Below are 16927 nucleotides of genomic sequence, written 5' to 3'. Positions count from 1 at the left end.
GCTGCTCCGCGGCCACCTCACGGAAGCGGCGGCCGGACGGCAGTGGGCGTTCACGTGCGACCCGGGATTCGCGGTGCTCCGGGCCGGGTTCGTCGGCGCGTATGAACAGGCGGCCATGGATTCGTCGGCATGGACCAACAGCGGTGCCTGATCCCCCTCCTAGGGTCGCACTGGAGACCAGCAGGTGCTCCAGTGCGTCCTCGACAAGGAGACGAAAGCGTGCAGACACTTTTGCGTGGCGGTCGTGTCATTGATCCGGGAACAGGGTTCGACGGCATCGCCGACGTCCTCGTGTCCGACGGCGTGGTCAGAGCTCTGGCCGCGGGGCTCGACGCGCCACCGGGATGCGAGGTCGTCGACGTCTCGGGATTGGTCGTCGGTCCGGGGTTCGTCGACCTGCACAGCCACGTGCACTCCATCGCGGGTCAGCGGCTGCAGGCCATGGACGGTGTGACGACGGCCCTCGACCTGGAGTCGGGCCTCATGCCCATCGGGCGCGCGTACGCCGAGGCCGCTGCGGACGGACGGCCGCTGCACTACGGCTTTTCCGCCTCGTGGGGTGGTGCCCGGGCCCAGGTGCTCGCCGGCATCCAGCCGGACGCACAGATCGGGAGCGGCCTGGCGGTCCTGGGAAACCCGGCATGGCAGCGCTCCTCCACCGAACGTGAACTCGCGGAGTGGCTGGCCGTGATCGAAGGTGAGCTGGCCGCCGGAGCGCTCGGTATCGGAGTCCTCCTCGGGTACGCGCCGCACAGTGATCCGGCCGAGTTCCTCGCCGTCGCCCGGCTCGCCGCGAAGGCCGGTGTGCCGACGTACACCCACGTCCGTGAGCTGGTCGAGGTGGATCCCGGCACTCCGGCGGACGGCTCCGATGAGATCGTCATCGCCGCGGCCGAGACCGGCGCCGCGATGCACCACTGCCACGTCAACAGCACGTCGGGCCACCACATCGACCGGGTACTCGGCGCGTTGGACGGCTCACGGCGGTCGGGATCCCGGGTGACGGTCGAGGCCTACCCCTACGGGGCGGGCAGCACCGCGATCGGCGCGGCCTTCCTCGACGCCGAACGCCTGCGGATGAAGGGCCTGTCCCCGTCGAGCGTCGTGATGCTCGAATCGGGCGAACGCATCGCCGACGAGGGGCGCCTGCGGCAGTTGCGCAACGCTGACCCCGGCGCGCCCTGCATTCTGGAGTTCCTCGACGAGGGCAACCCGCGCGATCTCGCCATGCTGCAACAGTCGTTGGCCTTCCCGGACGCGATCGTGGCCAGTGACGCGATGCCGGTCTACTGGCCCGACGGCAGCAACGACAGCACCGAGTGGCCGCTGCCGCCCGGGGGAACGACGCACCCACGCACCGCGGGAACGTTCACCAAGACGCTGCGCGTGATGGTGCGGGAGAGCGGCGCCTGGGACTGGCCGGAAGCGTTCCGGCGCTGTGCCCACCTGCCGGCGCGCGTCCTCGACGAGGTGGCGCCGGGCGCGCGGGGGAAGGGACACCTCGGCGTCGGCGCGGACGCCGACATCGTCGTCCTCGACCCGGTGACGATCACCGATTGCGCGACCTACTTCGACTCCACGCGGCCGTCCGTGGGCGTGCGGCACCTGTTCGTCGGTGGTGTTCCGGTGGTCAGTGCGGGGGAGCTTCAAGTCGACGCGCTCGCCGGACAGCCGCTGCGAGGTGAGCCGCGATGACGGCGACGCGTTGCGAAGTGACGGTGGAGGCGCTCCTCGCCGACATCGAGACCCTGGTGCGGTGCGAGTCGCCGTCCTCCGATCATGAAGCCGTCGCCCGCAGCGCAGACGTCGTGGCGGCGCTGGGGCGCAGGCTGCTGGACGCGGAACCGGACCGCGTGGTGATCGACGGGTGTACGCATCTGAAGTGGCGCTTCGGCGAGGCGCCGCGTGTGCTGCTGCTCGGGCACCACGACACCGTGTGGCCCACCGGATCGCTGGAGACGCACCCGTACTCCGTCCTGGACGGAGTGCTGCGCGGGCCGGGCTGCTTCGACATGAAGGCGGGCGTCGTGATGGCGCTGCACGCCGCCGCGGCCGCCGGGAACCGCTCGGGTCTTTCGGTCCTCGTCACCGGCGACGAGGAGATCGGCTCCCCGTCGTCGCGGTGCCTGATCGAGGATGAGGCTCGCGGCTGCGAAGCGGTCTTCGTGCTGGAGGCGTCGGCCGACGGCGGAGCGCTCAAGTGCCGCCGTAAGGGCGTCTCCCTGTACCGGATCGACGTGGACGGCCGGGCTGCGCACGCCGGGCTCGAACCGGAGAAGGGTGTGAACGCCGGAGTGGAGGTGGCGCACCAGATCCTCGCCGTCGCCGGACTCGCCGACGCCGAACGGGGTACGACCGTCGTACCGACGGCCCTGTCCGCCGGTACCACGACCAACACCGTTCCCGCGCGTGCCGGTGTGGCGGTCGACGTACGTGTGTGGGACGAAGCGGAACAGCGGCGGGTCGATCAGGCCGTGCGGGACCTGAGGCCCGTACTCGACGGCTCTCGGATCCGGATCTCGGGTGGCATCAACCGCCCGCCGCTGCAGGCGGACGCGTCCTCGGGGCTGTTCGACCTCGCCGCGACGCTCGCCGGCGAACTCGGCCTCGGAAACCTCACCGCCGCCGCTGTCGGCGGTGCCTCGGACGGAAACTTCACCGCAGGCCTTGGGGTTCCCACCCTCGACGGCCTCGGCGCCGTGGGCGGCGGCGCGCACGCGGACGACGAACACGTCGTCGTCGCCGAACTGCCGCGGCGCACCGCCCTGCTGACGGCTCTGATCGACGCTGTGTTGGCGAAATGAGCTCCGTGCGCCACGACGAACGCGGCGGACAACCCTGGCGCGCCACCACCGTGGCCCGCCGGGCAAGCCCGGAAAGGACAGTCCCGTGACCGACCTTGTGACACCTGAGGCAGCTCTGGTTTCCCCGGCCGTGAGCGTGGCCGCGCTGGCCGCCGCGACCGCTGCGGCCGCCGCCTCACATGTGGATATCCGGGACCTGACCGAGGTGTCCGACCTGACCGAGGTCTGCCGGCTCTTCGCCTCGATCTGGCAGCCGGGCGCTGCCGCCCAACCGGTGACGACCGAGCTGCTGCGGGCGATGGCCGCCGCGGGGAACTATGTCGCGGGGGCGTATGAAGGGGACGAGCTCCTGGGAGCCTGCCTCGGCTTCTTCGGCAGCCCGGCCAAGGCGAGCCTGCACAGTCACATCGCCGGGGTCGCGCCGCGAGGCCTCGGCCGGGGAATCGGGTTCGCCCTCAAACTGCACCAGCGCGCCTGGGCGTTGCGCCAGCACGTCTCGCTGATCACCTGGACGTTCGATCCCCTGGTCCGGCGGAACGCGCATTTCAACCTGGCCAAGCTCGGCGCCGGTCCGGCGCGCTACCTGCCCGACTTCTACGGGCCGATGCGCGACGGCATCAACGGCGGTGGTGACACCGACCGGCTGATGGTCCGTTGGGACCTGTCAGGCCCGGCGGCCTCCGCCGCCTCGCTCGGTGAGCCCGCCCGGGTCGATGCCGCCGCGCTGCGGGAGCACGGTGCGGCAGCTGCCCTGTCCGTCGCACCTGACGGGGGCCCGTTGACCGCAGTGGCCGACGGGCCGGTCGTCCTGGTCGGTGTGCCGCCGGACATCGAGGCACTCCGGCGCATGGACCCGGGTCAGGGCCAGGCATGGCGCGTGGCGCTGCGGGAGGTGTTGGGAGGCCTGATGGCGGAGGAAGCCAGGGTCATCGGATTCGATCGTGCCGGCTGGTACGTGGTCTCAAGGGAGAAGTCGTCATGAAGCCCAGTGGTGTGGAACTTCTGCGTGTGCAGATGCCGTTGGTGGCACCGTTCCGAACGTCGTTCGGTACGCAGAACGTACGGGAACTGCTCCTCGTGCGCGTCGTGACGCCGAACGGCGAGGGCTGGGGCGAGTGCGTCACCATGGGAGGGCCGCTCTACTCCTCGGAGTACGTCGACGGTGCCGAACACGTGCTGCGGAACTTCCTGGTCCCGGCCCTGATGGAGGCGGGCGAGGGCACCGCGAGCCGGGTCGCGCCCCTTCTGGCCAGGTTCAAGGGGCACCGGATGGCGAAGGCCGCGCTCGAAATGGCCGTGCTCGACGCCGAACTGCGAGCACACGACCTGTCCTTCGCCGCCGCGCTCGGGTCCGCACGGGACTCCGTTCCGTGCGGGGTCTCGGTCGGCATCATGGACTCCGTCCCCCAACTCCTCGATGCGGTGGGCGGCTATCTCGACGCCGGCTATGTGCGGATCAAGCTGAAGATCGAACCCGGTTGGGACGTCGAGCCGGTGCGAGCGGTGAGGGAGCGTTTCGGCGACGACGTGCTGCTGCAGGTCGACGCCAACACGGCGTACACGCTGTCCGACGTGTCCCAGCTCGCCCGTCTGGATCCCTTCGAGCTCCTCCTCATCGAGCAGCCCCTGGACGAGGAGGACCTCCTGGGCCACGCCGAGCTGGCCCGTCGGATCCGCACGCCGGTCTGCCTCGACGAGTCGATCGTGTCCGCCCGGTCCGCTGCCGACGCGATCACGCTCGGCGCCTGTCGCATCGTGAACATCAAGCCCGGCCGGGTCGGCGGGTACCTGGAGGCGCGGCGGGTGCACGATGTCTGCGCCGCCCACGGGATCCCCGTGTGGTGCGGTGGCATGATCGAGACCGGGCTCGGCCGGGCGGCCAACGTCGCGCTCGCCTCGCTGCCCGGGTTCACCCTGCCAGGAGACACCTCGGCGTCGGACCGGTTCTACCGGACCGACATCACCGAACCTTTCGTCCTGAAGGACGGACACCTGCCGGTGCCCCAGGGGCCGGGCCTCGGTGTCACGCCGATTCCCGACCTGCTGGCGGAGGTCACGACCTCGAAGGTGTGGCTCGGTTCGTAGCACGCGACGAATTCGCTGTGAAATCCGGTCGGATCGGACCAACAGGTTCCGGTGCGTCCGGAGTTACCTTTGGGCGGTGCTGACACCGACGTCCGGCAAGCCACACACAAGCCTGGCGCGCGTTCTCGACGACCTCGGGGACGTGCTGCTGGAGTCGATCGCCGGCGGCGGGAGTACGCGCCGGCAACTGAGCGGCGTAGTCATCCACGACCCGCTCGACGAGGCGCAGTTCCCGGCGCGGGCAGTCGTCCTGGGTGTGGGCGTCCACGAACCGGACGACGTGGTCCGCCTCCTGTACGACCTCGGCAGCAAGGGCGCGGCAGCGCTCGTCGTCCGGTCACCGTTCACCGCGACCGTGGAGATCCGGCGGGCCGCCGACGAGTCCGGCGTCGCCCTGCTCGGACTCACCCGCGGAGCCTCCTGGGCGCAGGTCGCCGCGATGCTCCGCACCCTGCTTGTCGAGGGAGACATCGGCGACATCTCGCCGCAGACGTTGGGCGGCATGCCGTCGGGCGACCTGTTCGCGCTGGCCAACGCCGTGGCCGCGCTGCTGGACGCGCCGGTCACCATCGAGGACCGCAGCTCACGGGTGCTCGCCTTCTCCGGCCGCCAGGACGAGGCGGACCAGTCCCGCGTGGAGACGATCCTGGGGCGCCAGGTCCCGGAACGGTTCACCCTCGGCCTGGCGCGCAACGGCGTCTTCGAGCGACTTCATCGACGCCATGCGCCCGTCTACGTCGATCCGCTCCACGACGAGTCGATGACCGTGCCCCGGGTGGCGCTCGCGGTACGGGCCGGCGACGAGATCCTCGGCTCGATCTGGGCGGCCGTGCCCGGGCCCTTGTCCAAGGAGCGGACGCAGGCCCTGATCGACGCCGGCAAGCTGGTCGCACTCCACCTGCTGCGTCTGCGCGCGGGCGCCGACGTCGAACGCCGACTTCGGGCCGACCTGGTGAGCACCGCACTCGAAGGCGGCAACGGAGCACCGGAGGCGATTGCGCGGCTCGGGCTCGTGGGACAGCCCGCGATCGTTCTGGCCCTGGGGCTGTTCGGCGGTTCGGACGCCGAACCGTCGACGGAGGACGGTCTGCGCCGGGTCGCGGACCGCCAGCGGGTCGCGGACGCGCTGGCCATGCACCTGAGTGCGGTCCAGGCGCACTCGGCCGTGGCACTGGTGGGCGACGTGGCCTACGGCATCGTGCCGATGCCGGGGAGCCAGGCGGACTGCCGGGAGCGGGCGGTCCGCGTCGCGTCGACCTTCCTCGAACGCACCGGGCAGCGCGTGGACGCGGCGATCGGCATCGGCCCGCCCGCTCCCGACGGCTCCGTGCTCAGCCGCTCGCGAGACGGCGCGGACCGGGCACTGAGAGTGCTGCTCGCCCACGGGGGCGCCCGGCGCGTGGCCACGGCGGAGGAGGTCCACGTCGACGCACTCATGCTGGACCTCGCCGATCTGGCCGCCGCGCGCGGGGACGTGGCGACCGGGCCCGTCGCCCGCCTGCTCGACTACGACGCCCGCCACCAGTCGCAGCTCGTCCACACACTCTCGTGCTGGCTGGACGCCTTCGGTGACGTGGCCGCCGCGTCCGCCGCGGCCTACGTGCACCCCAACACTTTCCGGTACCGGCTGCGACGGGTCGCGGAGGTCGGTGAGATCAACCTCGACGACCCCGGCGAGCGGTTCGCGGCGATGCTGCAACTCCGGCTCCACCCCGCCCACCACCGCTCGTAGCAGCCGGACATCGCAACGACACGACGTTCGTCCCCACCGCCCGAACACCACCTGAAGGTTCGTGGAACTCCACGAACCCGCTGCGTCACCTGATGTCCAGGATGGGCCATCAACCCCGACGCAACGGTACGGAGGTAGTCATGACGGCGGTGATCACCGAGGACACCTGGACACCGAAGCGGGTCAACCGGACGGCAACGATCACGATGGTGGTCATGCTGTGCGCCTGGTCGATCGACTACATCGACCGTTTCTCGATCAGCATGGCTCTGCCGTCGATCGGAGAGGAGTTCCAACTCGGCAAGACGGCACAGGGCTCGCTCGTCACCGTCTTTGCGCTGGTCTACATGATCTGCCAGATACCCGCGGGTTTCCTGGCCGATCGGTACGGCTCCCGCGGACCCATGCTGATCACGCTCGTGCTGTGGTCGCTGTTCACCGCGCTGACCGGGACGGCCGGCACATTCGGTCTGCTCCTGCTGTTCCGCGGTCTGTTCGGTGCCTGTCAGGGCGCTTTCCCGGCGGCGTCGTTCAAAGCCGTCGCGGAACGGACGACACCGGCGGGACGGGGGACCGCCACGAGCGTGATGCTGTCCGCCAGCGGGATCGCCGGCCTCGCGCCCCTGCTCGTCGCCCCGCTGCTGACGGGCATCGGCTGGCGGCACACCTTCCTCTGGATGGCGGGTTGCGGTGTGGCCATCGGCATCGGGTTGTGGGCGCTTCTGCCCAAGGCACTGCCGGAGCGGCTGAGCCGGCTTCCGCAGACGACGGCGACGATGCCCGCAGTCTCGCGCGCACAAGTACTCAGGTCCCCGGCGGTGTGGAAGTTCGCGGTGCTGTTCTGCGCGATGAACATGCTCAGCTACGGCCTCGTCACCTGGGTGCCCAGCTATCTGCTCGAGGCCAGACACCTGTCGCTGAACGAGACCGGGGTGCTGTCGGCGATCCCGAGTCTGGTGGGCTTCGCGACGACCATCCTCGGCGGCCGGCTGTTCGACCGGTACTTCCATGACAAGGCCAGGTGGTACCTGGTGTCCATCGCGACGGTGACCGCGGTCCTGCTTGTCCTGATGGTGTCGGCGGACAGCGCGGCGACGTTCACTCTCTACGAGACCTTGGCCGTCGGAGTGTTCGGGCTGGCGATGATGTGCGTCTTCGGCCTTCCGCTGCGCGTGCTTCCCACGGCGGTGGCCGGCCTGGGCTCCGGGGTGACGAACTTCGGCGGCCAGGTCGCCGGCGTGATCGCGCCGCTGGTGATGGGCCGGCTGGCGGACGCGTTCTCCTACACCGCCGCGTTCGGCTTCCTGATCTGCACCACGCTGCTCACCGCGGTGATCGCGTTCTGGGTCCCGCAGCGAGCCGAACAGTTCAACTTCCCGCCGGCCGGAACCAAGGAGTCTGCCGGCACCAAGTAGTCGACCGGTGTACCCGGGAAGCAGATCCCGTCCGGACAGAAATCCACCCCGACAGAGAGAAGGGACCCCATGGCCACCGAATCGGAACTGGTCGAGACAATCACCGGGCGGGCGGCGGAAGCCGGCGTCCGGGTATGGCTGCACGCGGCCGATCTGGACAGCCCACGACAGGTGGGCATCGACGCCGACGAACCGGTGGTCACCGCGTCCGTGTTCAAGGTCCCCGTAGCGGTGGAGCTTGCCCGGCAGGCGGCCGACGGTGAACTCGACCTCGCCGAGCGGATCACGGTGCCGCCGGGACATCCGACCGCCAGTCCGTACGGCCTCGCGACGTTCCTCCACGCCGTCACGATGTCCTGGTACGACCTGGCCGTCCTGATGATCGGCATCAGCGACAACGTCGCCACGGACCTGATCCTCGGCAAGGTGGGAAAGGCCGCGGTGGCCGAGACGCTGCGCCGACTCGGCCTCCCGCAGACGGCCGTCCCCCATGGCTGCGGGGACCTGTTGCGCACGATCGGGGAGGACCTCGGGATCGACTACCAGGACGACGAACGGATCCTGGCCGCGATGCCTGCCGGACAACTCGCCGGGCTGCGCGCGTTGACACCCGAAGAGACCTGCCGGACCACCGCCGCGGAGAGCACCCGCCTGCTGGGCCTGATCTGGCGCGACGAAGCGGCGCCCGCGGCGGCATGCGCCGATGTCCGGCGCTGGCTCGAACTGCAGGTGTGGCCGCACCGGCTGCGCTCCGGCTTCGCGGACGACGACGTCAGGATCAGCGGCAAGACCGGCACGCTGCCCTCGCTGCGCAACGAGATCGGCGTGGTGGAGTACCCGGACGGTGGCCGGTACGCGGTCGGCGTCTTCACCAGGGCCGTCGACGCCCGTTCGCGGGTTCCCGAGCGTGACGCCTTCATCGGGTTCGCGGCCGCCCAGGCGGTCGACTGGCTCAGGCGGTAACCGATACCGGCGGCCCGGTGTTTCGTCGGCCACGATGAAGGTTGCGCCTTTTCTCGTCGCTTCTCACGAATCGGCCATGGGCGCGCAGGTCATACCCTCCCGGAATCACCCGTTCTCCCTCGCCGAGACAAGAGGTGCACATGTCCGAACTCAATGAACGCTGTGGCTGGTTGGAAAGTCGCCTCCCCGACTTGCTGGCCGAACACAAGGCGCCGGCCGCGTCGATCGCTGTATACGCGCACGGCGAGACGATCGACCGGGCGGCCGGGGTGCTGAACAAGAACACGGGCGTCGAGGCCACTGCGGACTCCGTCTTCCGGATCGGTTCGATCACCAAGGTCTGGACGGCCACCTTCGACTGGCCCGGTGGCATGGTGGTCGGCCACGACGGAGGCACGCTCGGCCAGCGAGGAGGTCTCCTGCGATGACCCGACGCCTTGGCATTGATGATCTGTACGAGTTGGCAGTCCCCGAGCAGCCGAGCGTTTCCCCGGACGGAAGTCGGATCGTGTACGTGCTGCGCGCCGCCGACCGTGACGGCGACCGGGACGTACGGGCGCTCTGGCAGGTCGCCGCCGCGGGCGGCGAGGCGCGGCAGCTCACCCGGGGCACTGCCGACGCGGCACCGGCGTGGTCGCCGGACGGCACACACATCGCGTTCCTGCGCGCCGGGGACTCGGCCCCGCAACTGTGGCTCCTGCCCGCCGCCGGAGGGGAGGCCGAGCAGGTGACACAACTCCCGCTGGGCGCCGGCGCGCCGGTCTGGAGCCCGGACGGCAGCAAGATCGCCTTCGCGGCGCCGGTCGACCTCGCCGCGGCGGACGGCGAGGACGCCACCGCACGCGCACGCCGGGCGAATGCCCCGGTGGTGGCGGACCGGCTGGACTTCAAGGCCGACGGCACAGGTCTGGTACGGACCCTGCGCAGGCACGTGCACGTCCTCGACGTAGGCACACGGGAGATCCGGCAGGTCACATCGGGAGACTGGAACGCGGGCGATCCCGCCTGGTCGCCCGATGGCACCCGGCTGGCGTTCCCCGGCGCCCGGGAGCCTGACGCCGACCTCACGCTGCGGTCCGCCGTCTACGTCCTCCACCTGAGCGGGTGCACCACCGAGCCGCAGTCGACGGGCTCCGGCGACGGCACGGCAGCCACGGTCACCTGGACCCCTGACGGTCGGGCGCTGCTGGTCGTCGGGCGGGGGGACACCGAGATCGGGCACACCAAACTACTGCTGGTGCCGCTGGACGGCGCCGACACCATCGACCTGACGGCCGCCCTCGACCGGAACGTGATGCCGGGCGGCCCCGGCTATCCCGGCGCGGCGCCACGCCCGACAGCGGACGGCCGCGTGCTGTTCTGTGTGCGGGAGCGCGGCTGCACCCACCTCTACTCGGTCGACCTCGACGGCGGCGTGCCGCGACCAGTCGTCGGGGGCGCGGGGAACACCGTCGGCGACCTGGCCGTCGCGGGCGACACCGTGGCGATCCTCCTCGCCACGCCGTCCTCGTTCGGCGAGATCGCGACGGTCGGCCTCGCCGACAGGACGGTCGAGGCGCGCACACACCATGGCGAGAGCGTCGCCGACGTGGAGCTGTTCGCCCGTGAGGAGCGGGAGTTCACGATCTCCGACGGCACCGTGGTCCATGGCTGGCTGGTCCGTGACCCGGCCCGTACCGGCCCCTCGCCTCTGCTACTGGACATCCACGGCGGCCCGCACAACGCATGGAACGGCACAGCCGACGCCACCCACATCTACCACCAGGTGCTGGCCGCGCGCGGCTGGGCGGTGTTGCTGCTCAACCCACGCGGCAGCGACGGCTACGGTGAGAAGTTCCTCACCGCGGCGCTCGGCGCATGGGGGCAGGCGGACGCGCCGGACTTCCTCGAACCGCTGGACCATCTCGTCGCCGAGGGCGTCGCCGACGCCGACCGGCTGGCCGTGTCCGGTTACAGCTACGGCGGCTTCATGACCTGCTACCTGACGAGCCGCGACAACCGGTTCGCGGCTGCGGTCGCGGGCGGGGTGGTCAGCGATCTGACCAGCATGGCCGGCACCTCGGACGAAGGCCACCACATGGGCGTGCGCGAACTGGGCGGCACTCCGTGGGCGGAGGAAGGGGCGTACACGAAGCAGTCGCCACTCACCCACGTCGACCAGGTCCAGGTACCGACGCTCATCGTGCAGGGCGCCGACGACGTGCGCTGTCCCGTGGGTCAGGCGGAACAGTGGTTCACCGCGCTGCGTGAGCGGGGCGTCCCGGCCCGGCTGGTGCTGTACCCCGGCAGCTCGCACCTGTTCATCCTCGACGGCAGGCCCTCGCACCGCGCGGACTTCAACCGACGCGTCGTCGACTGGGTGGAGCGCCACGCAAGGCCCAGGGGGAGCGCGGCGCGGGTGCCGATCGACGCCCACTGGCAGCGCCGGCTGAGCGAACTGGCGCGCGCACATCGCGTACCCGGAGCAGCGCTCGGCATCCTGCGCGTCGGCCCCGACGGCGCCGACGAGCTGGTGCAGGCGCGCCACGGTGTCCTGAGCACGAACACCGGCGTCGACGTCACCGACGACTCGCTGTTCCAGATCGGCTCGATCACCAAGGTGTGGACGACGACCGTCGTGATGCAACTGGTCGACGAGGGGCTGCTCGACCTCGACGCGCCGATAGCGGACGTCCTGCCCGAGCTGCGACTGGCCGATCCGGGGGTGGCGAGGAGGGTGACCATGCGCCACCTGCTGACCCACACCAGCGGCATCGACGGCGACGTGTTCACCGACACCGGCCGTGGCGACGACTGCCTGGAGCGCTACGTCGACCAGCTCGCGGGCGTCGGACAGAACCACCCGCTCGCGGCGACCTTCTCCTACTGCAACTCGGGATTCGTCCTCGCCGGCCGGGTCATCGAGAAGCTGACCGGCAAGACCTGGGACCTCGCGATGCGCGAGCGGCTGTTCACCCCGCTCGGCCTCAGTCACACGATCACGCTGCCGGAGGAAGCGCTGCTGTTCCGCGCGGCGGTCGGCCATGTCTCGCCCGGCGGCGGCGAGCCGACGTCCGCGCCGGTCTGGGGGCTGCCGCGCTCGGTCGGCCCCGCCGGTCTGGTGAGCGCGGCGACCGCGGACGTCCTGGCGTTCGCCCGGCTGCACCTGACCGGCGGGCTGGCACCCAACGGCGAGCGCCTGCTCGCGCGGGCGTCGGTGGACGCGATGGCCGACAGGCAGACGAACCTGCCCGATCCGCACAGCATCGGCGACTCCTGGGGCCTGGGCTGGATACGTTTCGACTGGGACGGGCACCAGATCATCGGCCACGACGGCGGCACGATCGGCCAGGCGGCGTTCCTGAGGCTGCTCCCCGAGCATGGACTCGCGGTGGTGCTGCTCACCAACGGCGGCAGTCCACGCGACCTGTACGAGGAGCTGTACCGGGAGATCTTCTCGGAGCTGGCCGGGGTGGCCATGTCGCGTCCACTTGAGCCGGCCGCCGAACCTCCCGCCGTGGACGCGCGGCGGCACGCCGGTGTGTACGAGCGGGCCGGGGTGCGCGCCGAGGTTCTGCTGACCGGGGAAGGGCTGCGCCTGCGCCAAACCCTCACCGGCCCCCTGGCCGAACTCGCGCCGGATCCGACACAGGAGTACGACCTGGTACCGGTCTCCGACAGCCTGTTCGTGTTCCTCGCGCCGGAATCACGGACCTGGACCCCGGTCACCTTCTACACGCTGCCCACCGGCGAGCCGTACGTGCACTACGGGGTGCGGGCGGCCCCGAAGGTGGCCTGACCGTTCACGGCCGGCGTCTGCGGCTGCGATGTGGGAGGGCCCGCCCGACCAGCTGTCCTGCCGACTGGTCGAGCGGGCCCGCGCGGACGCCCTGGAAGGAGGTGAACTCATGGAGAGTCCGCTCGCATGACACGGAGTTCGAGCATCGCTTGAGTGGGATCGTGCTTCTCAGGGATTGGGGTTCCGGTAGATGCTTGCGGCCATGGCGCCCAACTGCTTGTTGGCTTTCAGCGCCAGGTCGATGGCTCCGTTCACGGTGTTACCCGGTGCGGGGATGTCATTGACGTAGATGGCGAAGGCGTAACGGCGGCCGTTCTCCGCATCGACGTATCCGGCGAGTGCCTTGGTGGTCAGGGCCAGCTTCCCGTTGGCGGCACCGATCAGGGTGCCGGTCTTGGCTCGGATGTGGCCTGCGGCCGGGTCGGTGCGCTTGATGACGCCGGCCAGCGAGCCGTCCACGCCCATGGTCGGCATGGAGTCGTGCAGGACGCCGAAGTAGTTCTTCCCGGAGAGATTCCGCAGTAGATGTGTCTGGGCGGCCGGTGTGGCCCTGTCACGGGTGAGGCCCTGGGCGTCCACGAGATCGAAGGAATCACGGTCGATGCCGGCACGCGTAAGAAATTCTCGTTCGGTCTTCATGCCGTCGGCGTAGGTGTGCTTGCCGTTGTGGACGGCCATCAGGGGCGGCAGAAGGTTGGCGCCGAGGTTGTGACTGACCTTGTTGATCAGTTTTGCGTATTCCTTGAAGGGGGGTGACGTGTAACTTGCGGAGACGGGCAGCCTTTTGACCTTCTGCACCGGCGGGAGTTTGCTGCCGGGATTGTCCCCCAGGGTGGGAGAGGCGACGGAGACGCCATGCTTGGCGAGTGCTTCGATGAGTACCGTGCGGGCGAACGCGGCCGGGTCGGGCACTTGGTACGTCGCGATGAAGGGCGCGGTGGCGTCCGCCGGCACGGAACCTCGTATCCGGATGCGTCCTGCAGCGGGAGAGTCGGTCTTCACGGCCGGCTTCGTCCCGGCGGGAGTCGTGGTGACGCGCGAGTCGACGGTGAACGCGGCTGTCTTGGGGCGCCAGTCGACGGTTGCCTGCCGGCCGGGTGCTGCGGGGGTGATCAGCAGGTCGATGAGGTTGTCGTTGACGACTGTTGGCGTGATGGGTGTGCTTCCGATCGTCACAGGGGCCCAGAGGCGGTCGTCGATGACCACGTCTCCGTCGATGTGCCGGATGCCGCTCGCCGCGACCTGTCGGGCGAGGTCGTTGATGCCGGCGAGGGGGTCTTCACGCGTGAGGGTGGCCATACCGGGCACGGCATTTGCATCGGTGTGGTCAAAATCCGGGATGTCGACCTTTCCGAGCGCGTTGGTCCGCCCGCCGAGTGTCAGATCGCCGCTTCCCACCATGATGAGGTTTCCGGAGAGTCGGCCGTTGCGCGATACCGAACCGGAGCGAACAAGGGGGGTGCGGAACCGATGGCTGCTCCCGAGTGTGTCGAGCGCGGCACCGACGGCGAAGGTCTTGGCGGTCGAGCCTGTCACGAACTTGGACGTGGCGTTCTCGGACTGCACGACCTTGCCGGATTTCAGGTCGGTGACCTGAAGACCCCACTGTCCCGAGGACCATGGGGCACCTCGCATGAGTCTCTGCAGCTCTGCGCTCACTCCAGCAGCGCTCGATGATCCTGGAGCCGGAGGATGCTTGCCGGTTGTGTCGGTGTGGCACGCGGAAGCGGTGAGCGCGGCGACCGTCGAGGCGGCGACGACGGCTACGGTGCGGGACCGTCGTCGTGCCTTCGGCCTGACGGCGTGGGCGCCGTTCATGAGAGGGCGCTCCTGCAAGGCGACGCCTTGGCGGTCCGACGGGGTATGACGGCGCACGAAGCCAGTGATCCTGGAGAACATTTGGGGTTGATCCTCATCTTGTTGCGCGGCGGTGACGCGCGTGGTCATGCCGGATTTACGAACGCAGGGCCCGGGCCGCGACCGTGCGTGATGCGCGGGCAGCCTGGAGGGCCAGGGCGAGGCAGGTGGTCAGGAGGGTCACAGCGGCGAGAGCGCCGAGCGTCTCCCACGGGAGACCGTTCAGAACGCGGGCGATACTGATCCTGGCTCCCGCGGCGATGGTGGCACTCGTGACGGCGATGGAGATCACGCCGAAGAGGATTGCCGTCCCGGCGTAGATGGCTCCCTCGAAGACCGTTGACCGGGTGACCACGCCCGGTCGTGCGCCGGCGACCGTCACGACGGCGGAGTCACGGGTGCGCTCCCGCCCGACCAGGGCGATCACGGCGAGGCCGCCGACCCAGGACACGACGAAGACCCAGCCCAGAACGACCATGACGTCACCCAGCCCGGCGGTGCTTCCGGGCATGACGTTCCCCATCACCATGAAGAGCCCGACAAACGACAGGGAGAGCGCGAAGGGCAGCACCGTGGTGACGCTTCGAGCTGCCCGTGCACGGCACGATTGCACGGCAAGGTGCCAGGTGACGCTGCGCGACGGTACGAGTGCGGTCCAGAGCTTCATCAGGGGCGTGAGAACCCACGGCCCCATCAGCAGCGCCAGGCAGATGAGGAACAGGTCGCCGGCGAAAGCGAAGGCCGTCCGCTGTTCGACACCGCCTTCGAGTTCCAGCCCCAGCCCGGGAATCCACATGCCGACCACTCCGGCGAGGAGACACAGGGCGAGAACGCTGCGTGCGGCGCCCGGCCGGGCCGGCGGATCCGAGTGGTCCCGGAAGGCGCGCATCTCCGGTGTCTTGGCGGCGCGGCGTGTGACTCCCCAGCCGCCGAGCAGACACGGAACCACCCCGAACAGCACAGCTACGCCCACGTGCGAGAGCTCGAAGCCGACCGTCGCTCCGTGCAGATCGAGTCCCGTGGCCGTCCACTGATCGAGGGAGATACCCGCGACCAGAGGAGCCAGCGGCACCGCCAGCGCACCGGCAATCGTGCCGAGCACCATCAGTTCGGTGCGCAGGATGCGCCTGACCCGATTGCGGGGGATCCCGAGGATCACCCACAGGGCGTGTTCGCGTCGCTGGGTCTTCAACGTCAGACCGACCGCGGACGCGACGATGCCCACGGCGGCGAGCAAGGTGAAGAAGACGATGTTTCCGCCCAGCGCGATCGACGCCGAGGACATGCGTGTATCGCCTGCTGCGCGCGCCGCCGAGACAGCGGTGAACATGGCAATGACCGAGCCGGCTGAGCATGCCGCGCCGACCGCCGCACACACGAGCGTCCACAGCCACATGGATGCCTGCATGCGGATGTCCGACAAGACGAGTCGCATCATGCTGCTTCGTCACCTGCCTCATCCACGGACTGCGCCGCGAGGACGGCATCGCTCACCGTGCGGGAGTCGCCGCCGGGAATGACTGCGTGAATGCGCCCGGACCCCATCACCACGACCTGGTCGGCCCGTGCGGCCGCGTGAGGGTCGTGCGTGACCATGAGGACCGTGGTTCCCTGCGCGGGAAGCGCCTGGAGCCAGTCGAGCACGACATGACCGGACTTGAGGTCGAGCGCCCCGGTCGGCTCGTCGGCGAAGACGATCCGGGGCTGATTCGCGACGACTCGGGCCACTGCGACGCGCTGGCGTTCCCCGCCGGAGAGGCGGTCGGGACGTCGCCGGGCGTGCTTGGCGATGCCGAGCCGCGTCATCGCGTCGTCAACACGGGACTTGGGCACACGGTGGCCGGCCAGCCGCGCCGGAAGGGAGATGTTGTCCTCGACGGACAGAGAACTGACGAGGTTGTACTCCTGGAAGATGAAGCCGACGTTCTCGCTGCGGAATGCAGCCTGCTTGCGCGGCGAGAGCGAGAGGATGTCCGTCCCGAGGATCTCGATGGAGCCTGAGGTCGCTCGCTCCAGGCCGGCCGTGCACAGCAGGAGCGTCGACTTGCCGGACCCGGACGGCCCGACGACGGCGGTCAGCCGGCCTTCTGGAACGTCAAGGTCGATAGCGTGCAGCACACGTGTTGTCTCGCGTCGACGCCCCGGGACCGGAAAGTCCATCTGAAGTCCACGCAATCGAATACACGGAACAGAGGAGGAAGCTGAAAAAAGCATGTCTCAAGCCAAGCAGCGCGCGAGGGCCGATGCACGGGTGCCTGCACTGCTTGAAGGTAGACCTGGGTCTACCTTCCGG

At 69.8% G+C, this 16927-nt stretch carries 12 protein-coding genes; 9 read left to right on the top strand and 3 right to left on the bottom strand.

Annotated elements, in window-relative coordinates:
• Nucleotides 1-219 precede the first annotated feature (219 nt).
• The 9 genes from ACWGKJ_RS16605 to ACWGKJ_RS16565 all read left to right on the top strand — a co-directional run bounded on the left by ACWGKJ_RS16605 (nt 220) and on the right by ACWGKJ_RS16565 (nt 12777).
• Nucleotides 220-1695 carry an amidohydrolase family protein gene (locus ACWGKJ_RS16605; RefSeq protein ID WP_385029344.1) on the top strand — a complete coding sequence of 492 codons (1476 nt, stop codon included), beginning with the start codon at nt 220-222 and terminating at the stop codon, nt 1693-1695.
• A complete protein-coding gene (locus tag ACWGKJ_RS16600; RefSeq protein ID WP_385029348.1) occupies nt 1692-2804 on the top strand; it encodes a M20 family metallopeptidase in 1113 nt (370 codons plus the stop codon). The genes ACWGKJ_RS16605 and ACWGKJ_RS16600 overlap by 4 nt, the downstream gene beginning before the upstream one ends.
• An 85-nt stretch (nt 2805-2889) precedes the next feature.
• A complete protein-coding gene (locus ACWGKJ_RS16595; protein ID WP_385029351.1) occupies nt 2890-3786 on the top strand; it encodes a GNAT family N-acetyltransferase in 897 nt (298 codons plus the stop codon).
• Nucleotides 3783-4889, top strand: coding sequence for an o-succinylbenzoate synthase (menC, locus tag ACWGKJ_RS16590; protein ID WP_385029354.1), 1107 nt, complete (start codon nt 3783-3785; stop codon nt 4887-4889). The genes ACWGKJ_RS16595 and menC overlap by 4 nt, the downstream gene beginning before the upstream one ends.
• A 76-nt stretch (nt 4890-4965) precedes the next feature.
• Nucleotides 4966-6621, top strand: coding sequence for a PucR family transcriptional regulator (locus ACWGKJ_RS16585; RefSeq protein WP_385029357.1), 1656 nt, complete (start codon nt 4966-4968; stop codon nt 6619-6621).
• 140 nt (nt 6622-6761) lie between these two features.
• The gene (locus ACWGKJ_RS16580; RefSeq protein WP_385029360.1) at nt 6762-8036 is read left to right on the top strand and encodes an MFS transporter; all 1275 of its coding nucleotides are present in this window, start codon (nt 6762-6764) and stop codon (nt 8034-8036) included.
• Between the two features lie 69 nt (nt 8037-8105).
• Nucleotides 8106-8999, top strand: a complete 894-nt coding sequence (locus ACWGKJ_RS16575) for a serine hydrolase (RefSeq protein ID WP_385029363.1) — start codon at nt 8106-8108, stop codon at nt 8997-8999.
• Nucleotides 9000-9190: 191 nt separating this feature from the next.
• The gene (locus ACWGKJ_RS16570; protein ID WP_385029366.1) at nt 9191-9427 is read left to right on the top strand and encodes a serine hydrolase; all 237 of its coding nucleotides are present in this window, start codon (nt 9191-9193) and stop codon (nt 9425-9427) included.
• Nucleotides 9424-12777 (top strand): serine hydrolase, encoded by a 3354-nt coding sequence (locus tag ACWGKJ_RS16565; protein ID WP_385029369.1) that lies wholly within the window; start codon nt 9424-9426, stop codon nt 12775-12777. The genes ACWGKJ_RS16570 and ACWGKJ_RS16565 overlap by 4 nt, the downstream gene beginning before the upstream one ends.
• Before the next feature lie 168 nt (nt 12778-12945).
• On the opposite strand, the gene dacB is transcribed toward ACWGKJ_RS16565, so the two are convergent.
• The 3 genes from dacB to ACWGKJ_RS16550 all read right to left on the bottom strand — a co-directional run bounded on the left by dacB (nt 12946) and on the right by ACWGKJ_RS16550 (nt 16752).
• Nucleotides 12946-14724, bottom strand: a complete 1779-nt coding sequence (gene dacB, locus ACWGKJ_RS16560) for a D-alanyl-D-alanine carboxypeptidase/D-alanyl-D-alanine endopeptidase (RefSeq protein ID WP_385029372.1) — start codon at nt 14722-14724, stop codon at nt 12946-12948.
• Between the two features lie 7 nt (nt 14725-14731).
• The gene (locus ACWGKJ_RS16555; RefSeq protein ID WP_385029375.1) at nt 14732-15919 is read right to left on the bottom strand and encodes an FtsX-like permease family protein; all 1188 of its coding nucleotides are present in this window, start codon (nt 15917-15919) and stop codon (nt 14732-14734) included.
• Between the two features lie 149 nt (nt 15920-16068).
• Nucleotides 16069-16752: an ABC transporter ATP-binding protein gene (locus ACWGKJ_RS16550; protein WP_385029379.1), complete on the bottom strand. Its 684-nt coding sequence runs from the start codon at nt 16750-16752 to the stop codon at nt 16069-16071.
• Between the last annotated feature and the right edge of the window lie 175 nt (nt 16753-16927).

This window comes from Streptomyces sp. NPDC054757, from assembly GCF_053612185.1.
Note: the sequence above shows the minus strand (reverse complement) of the source record. Positions and strands in the feature narration are given on the sequence as shown.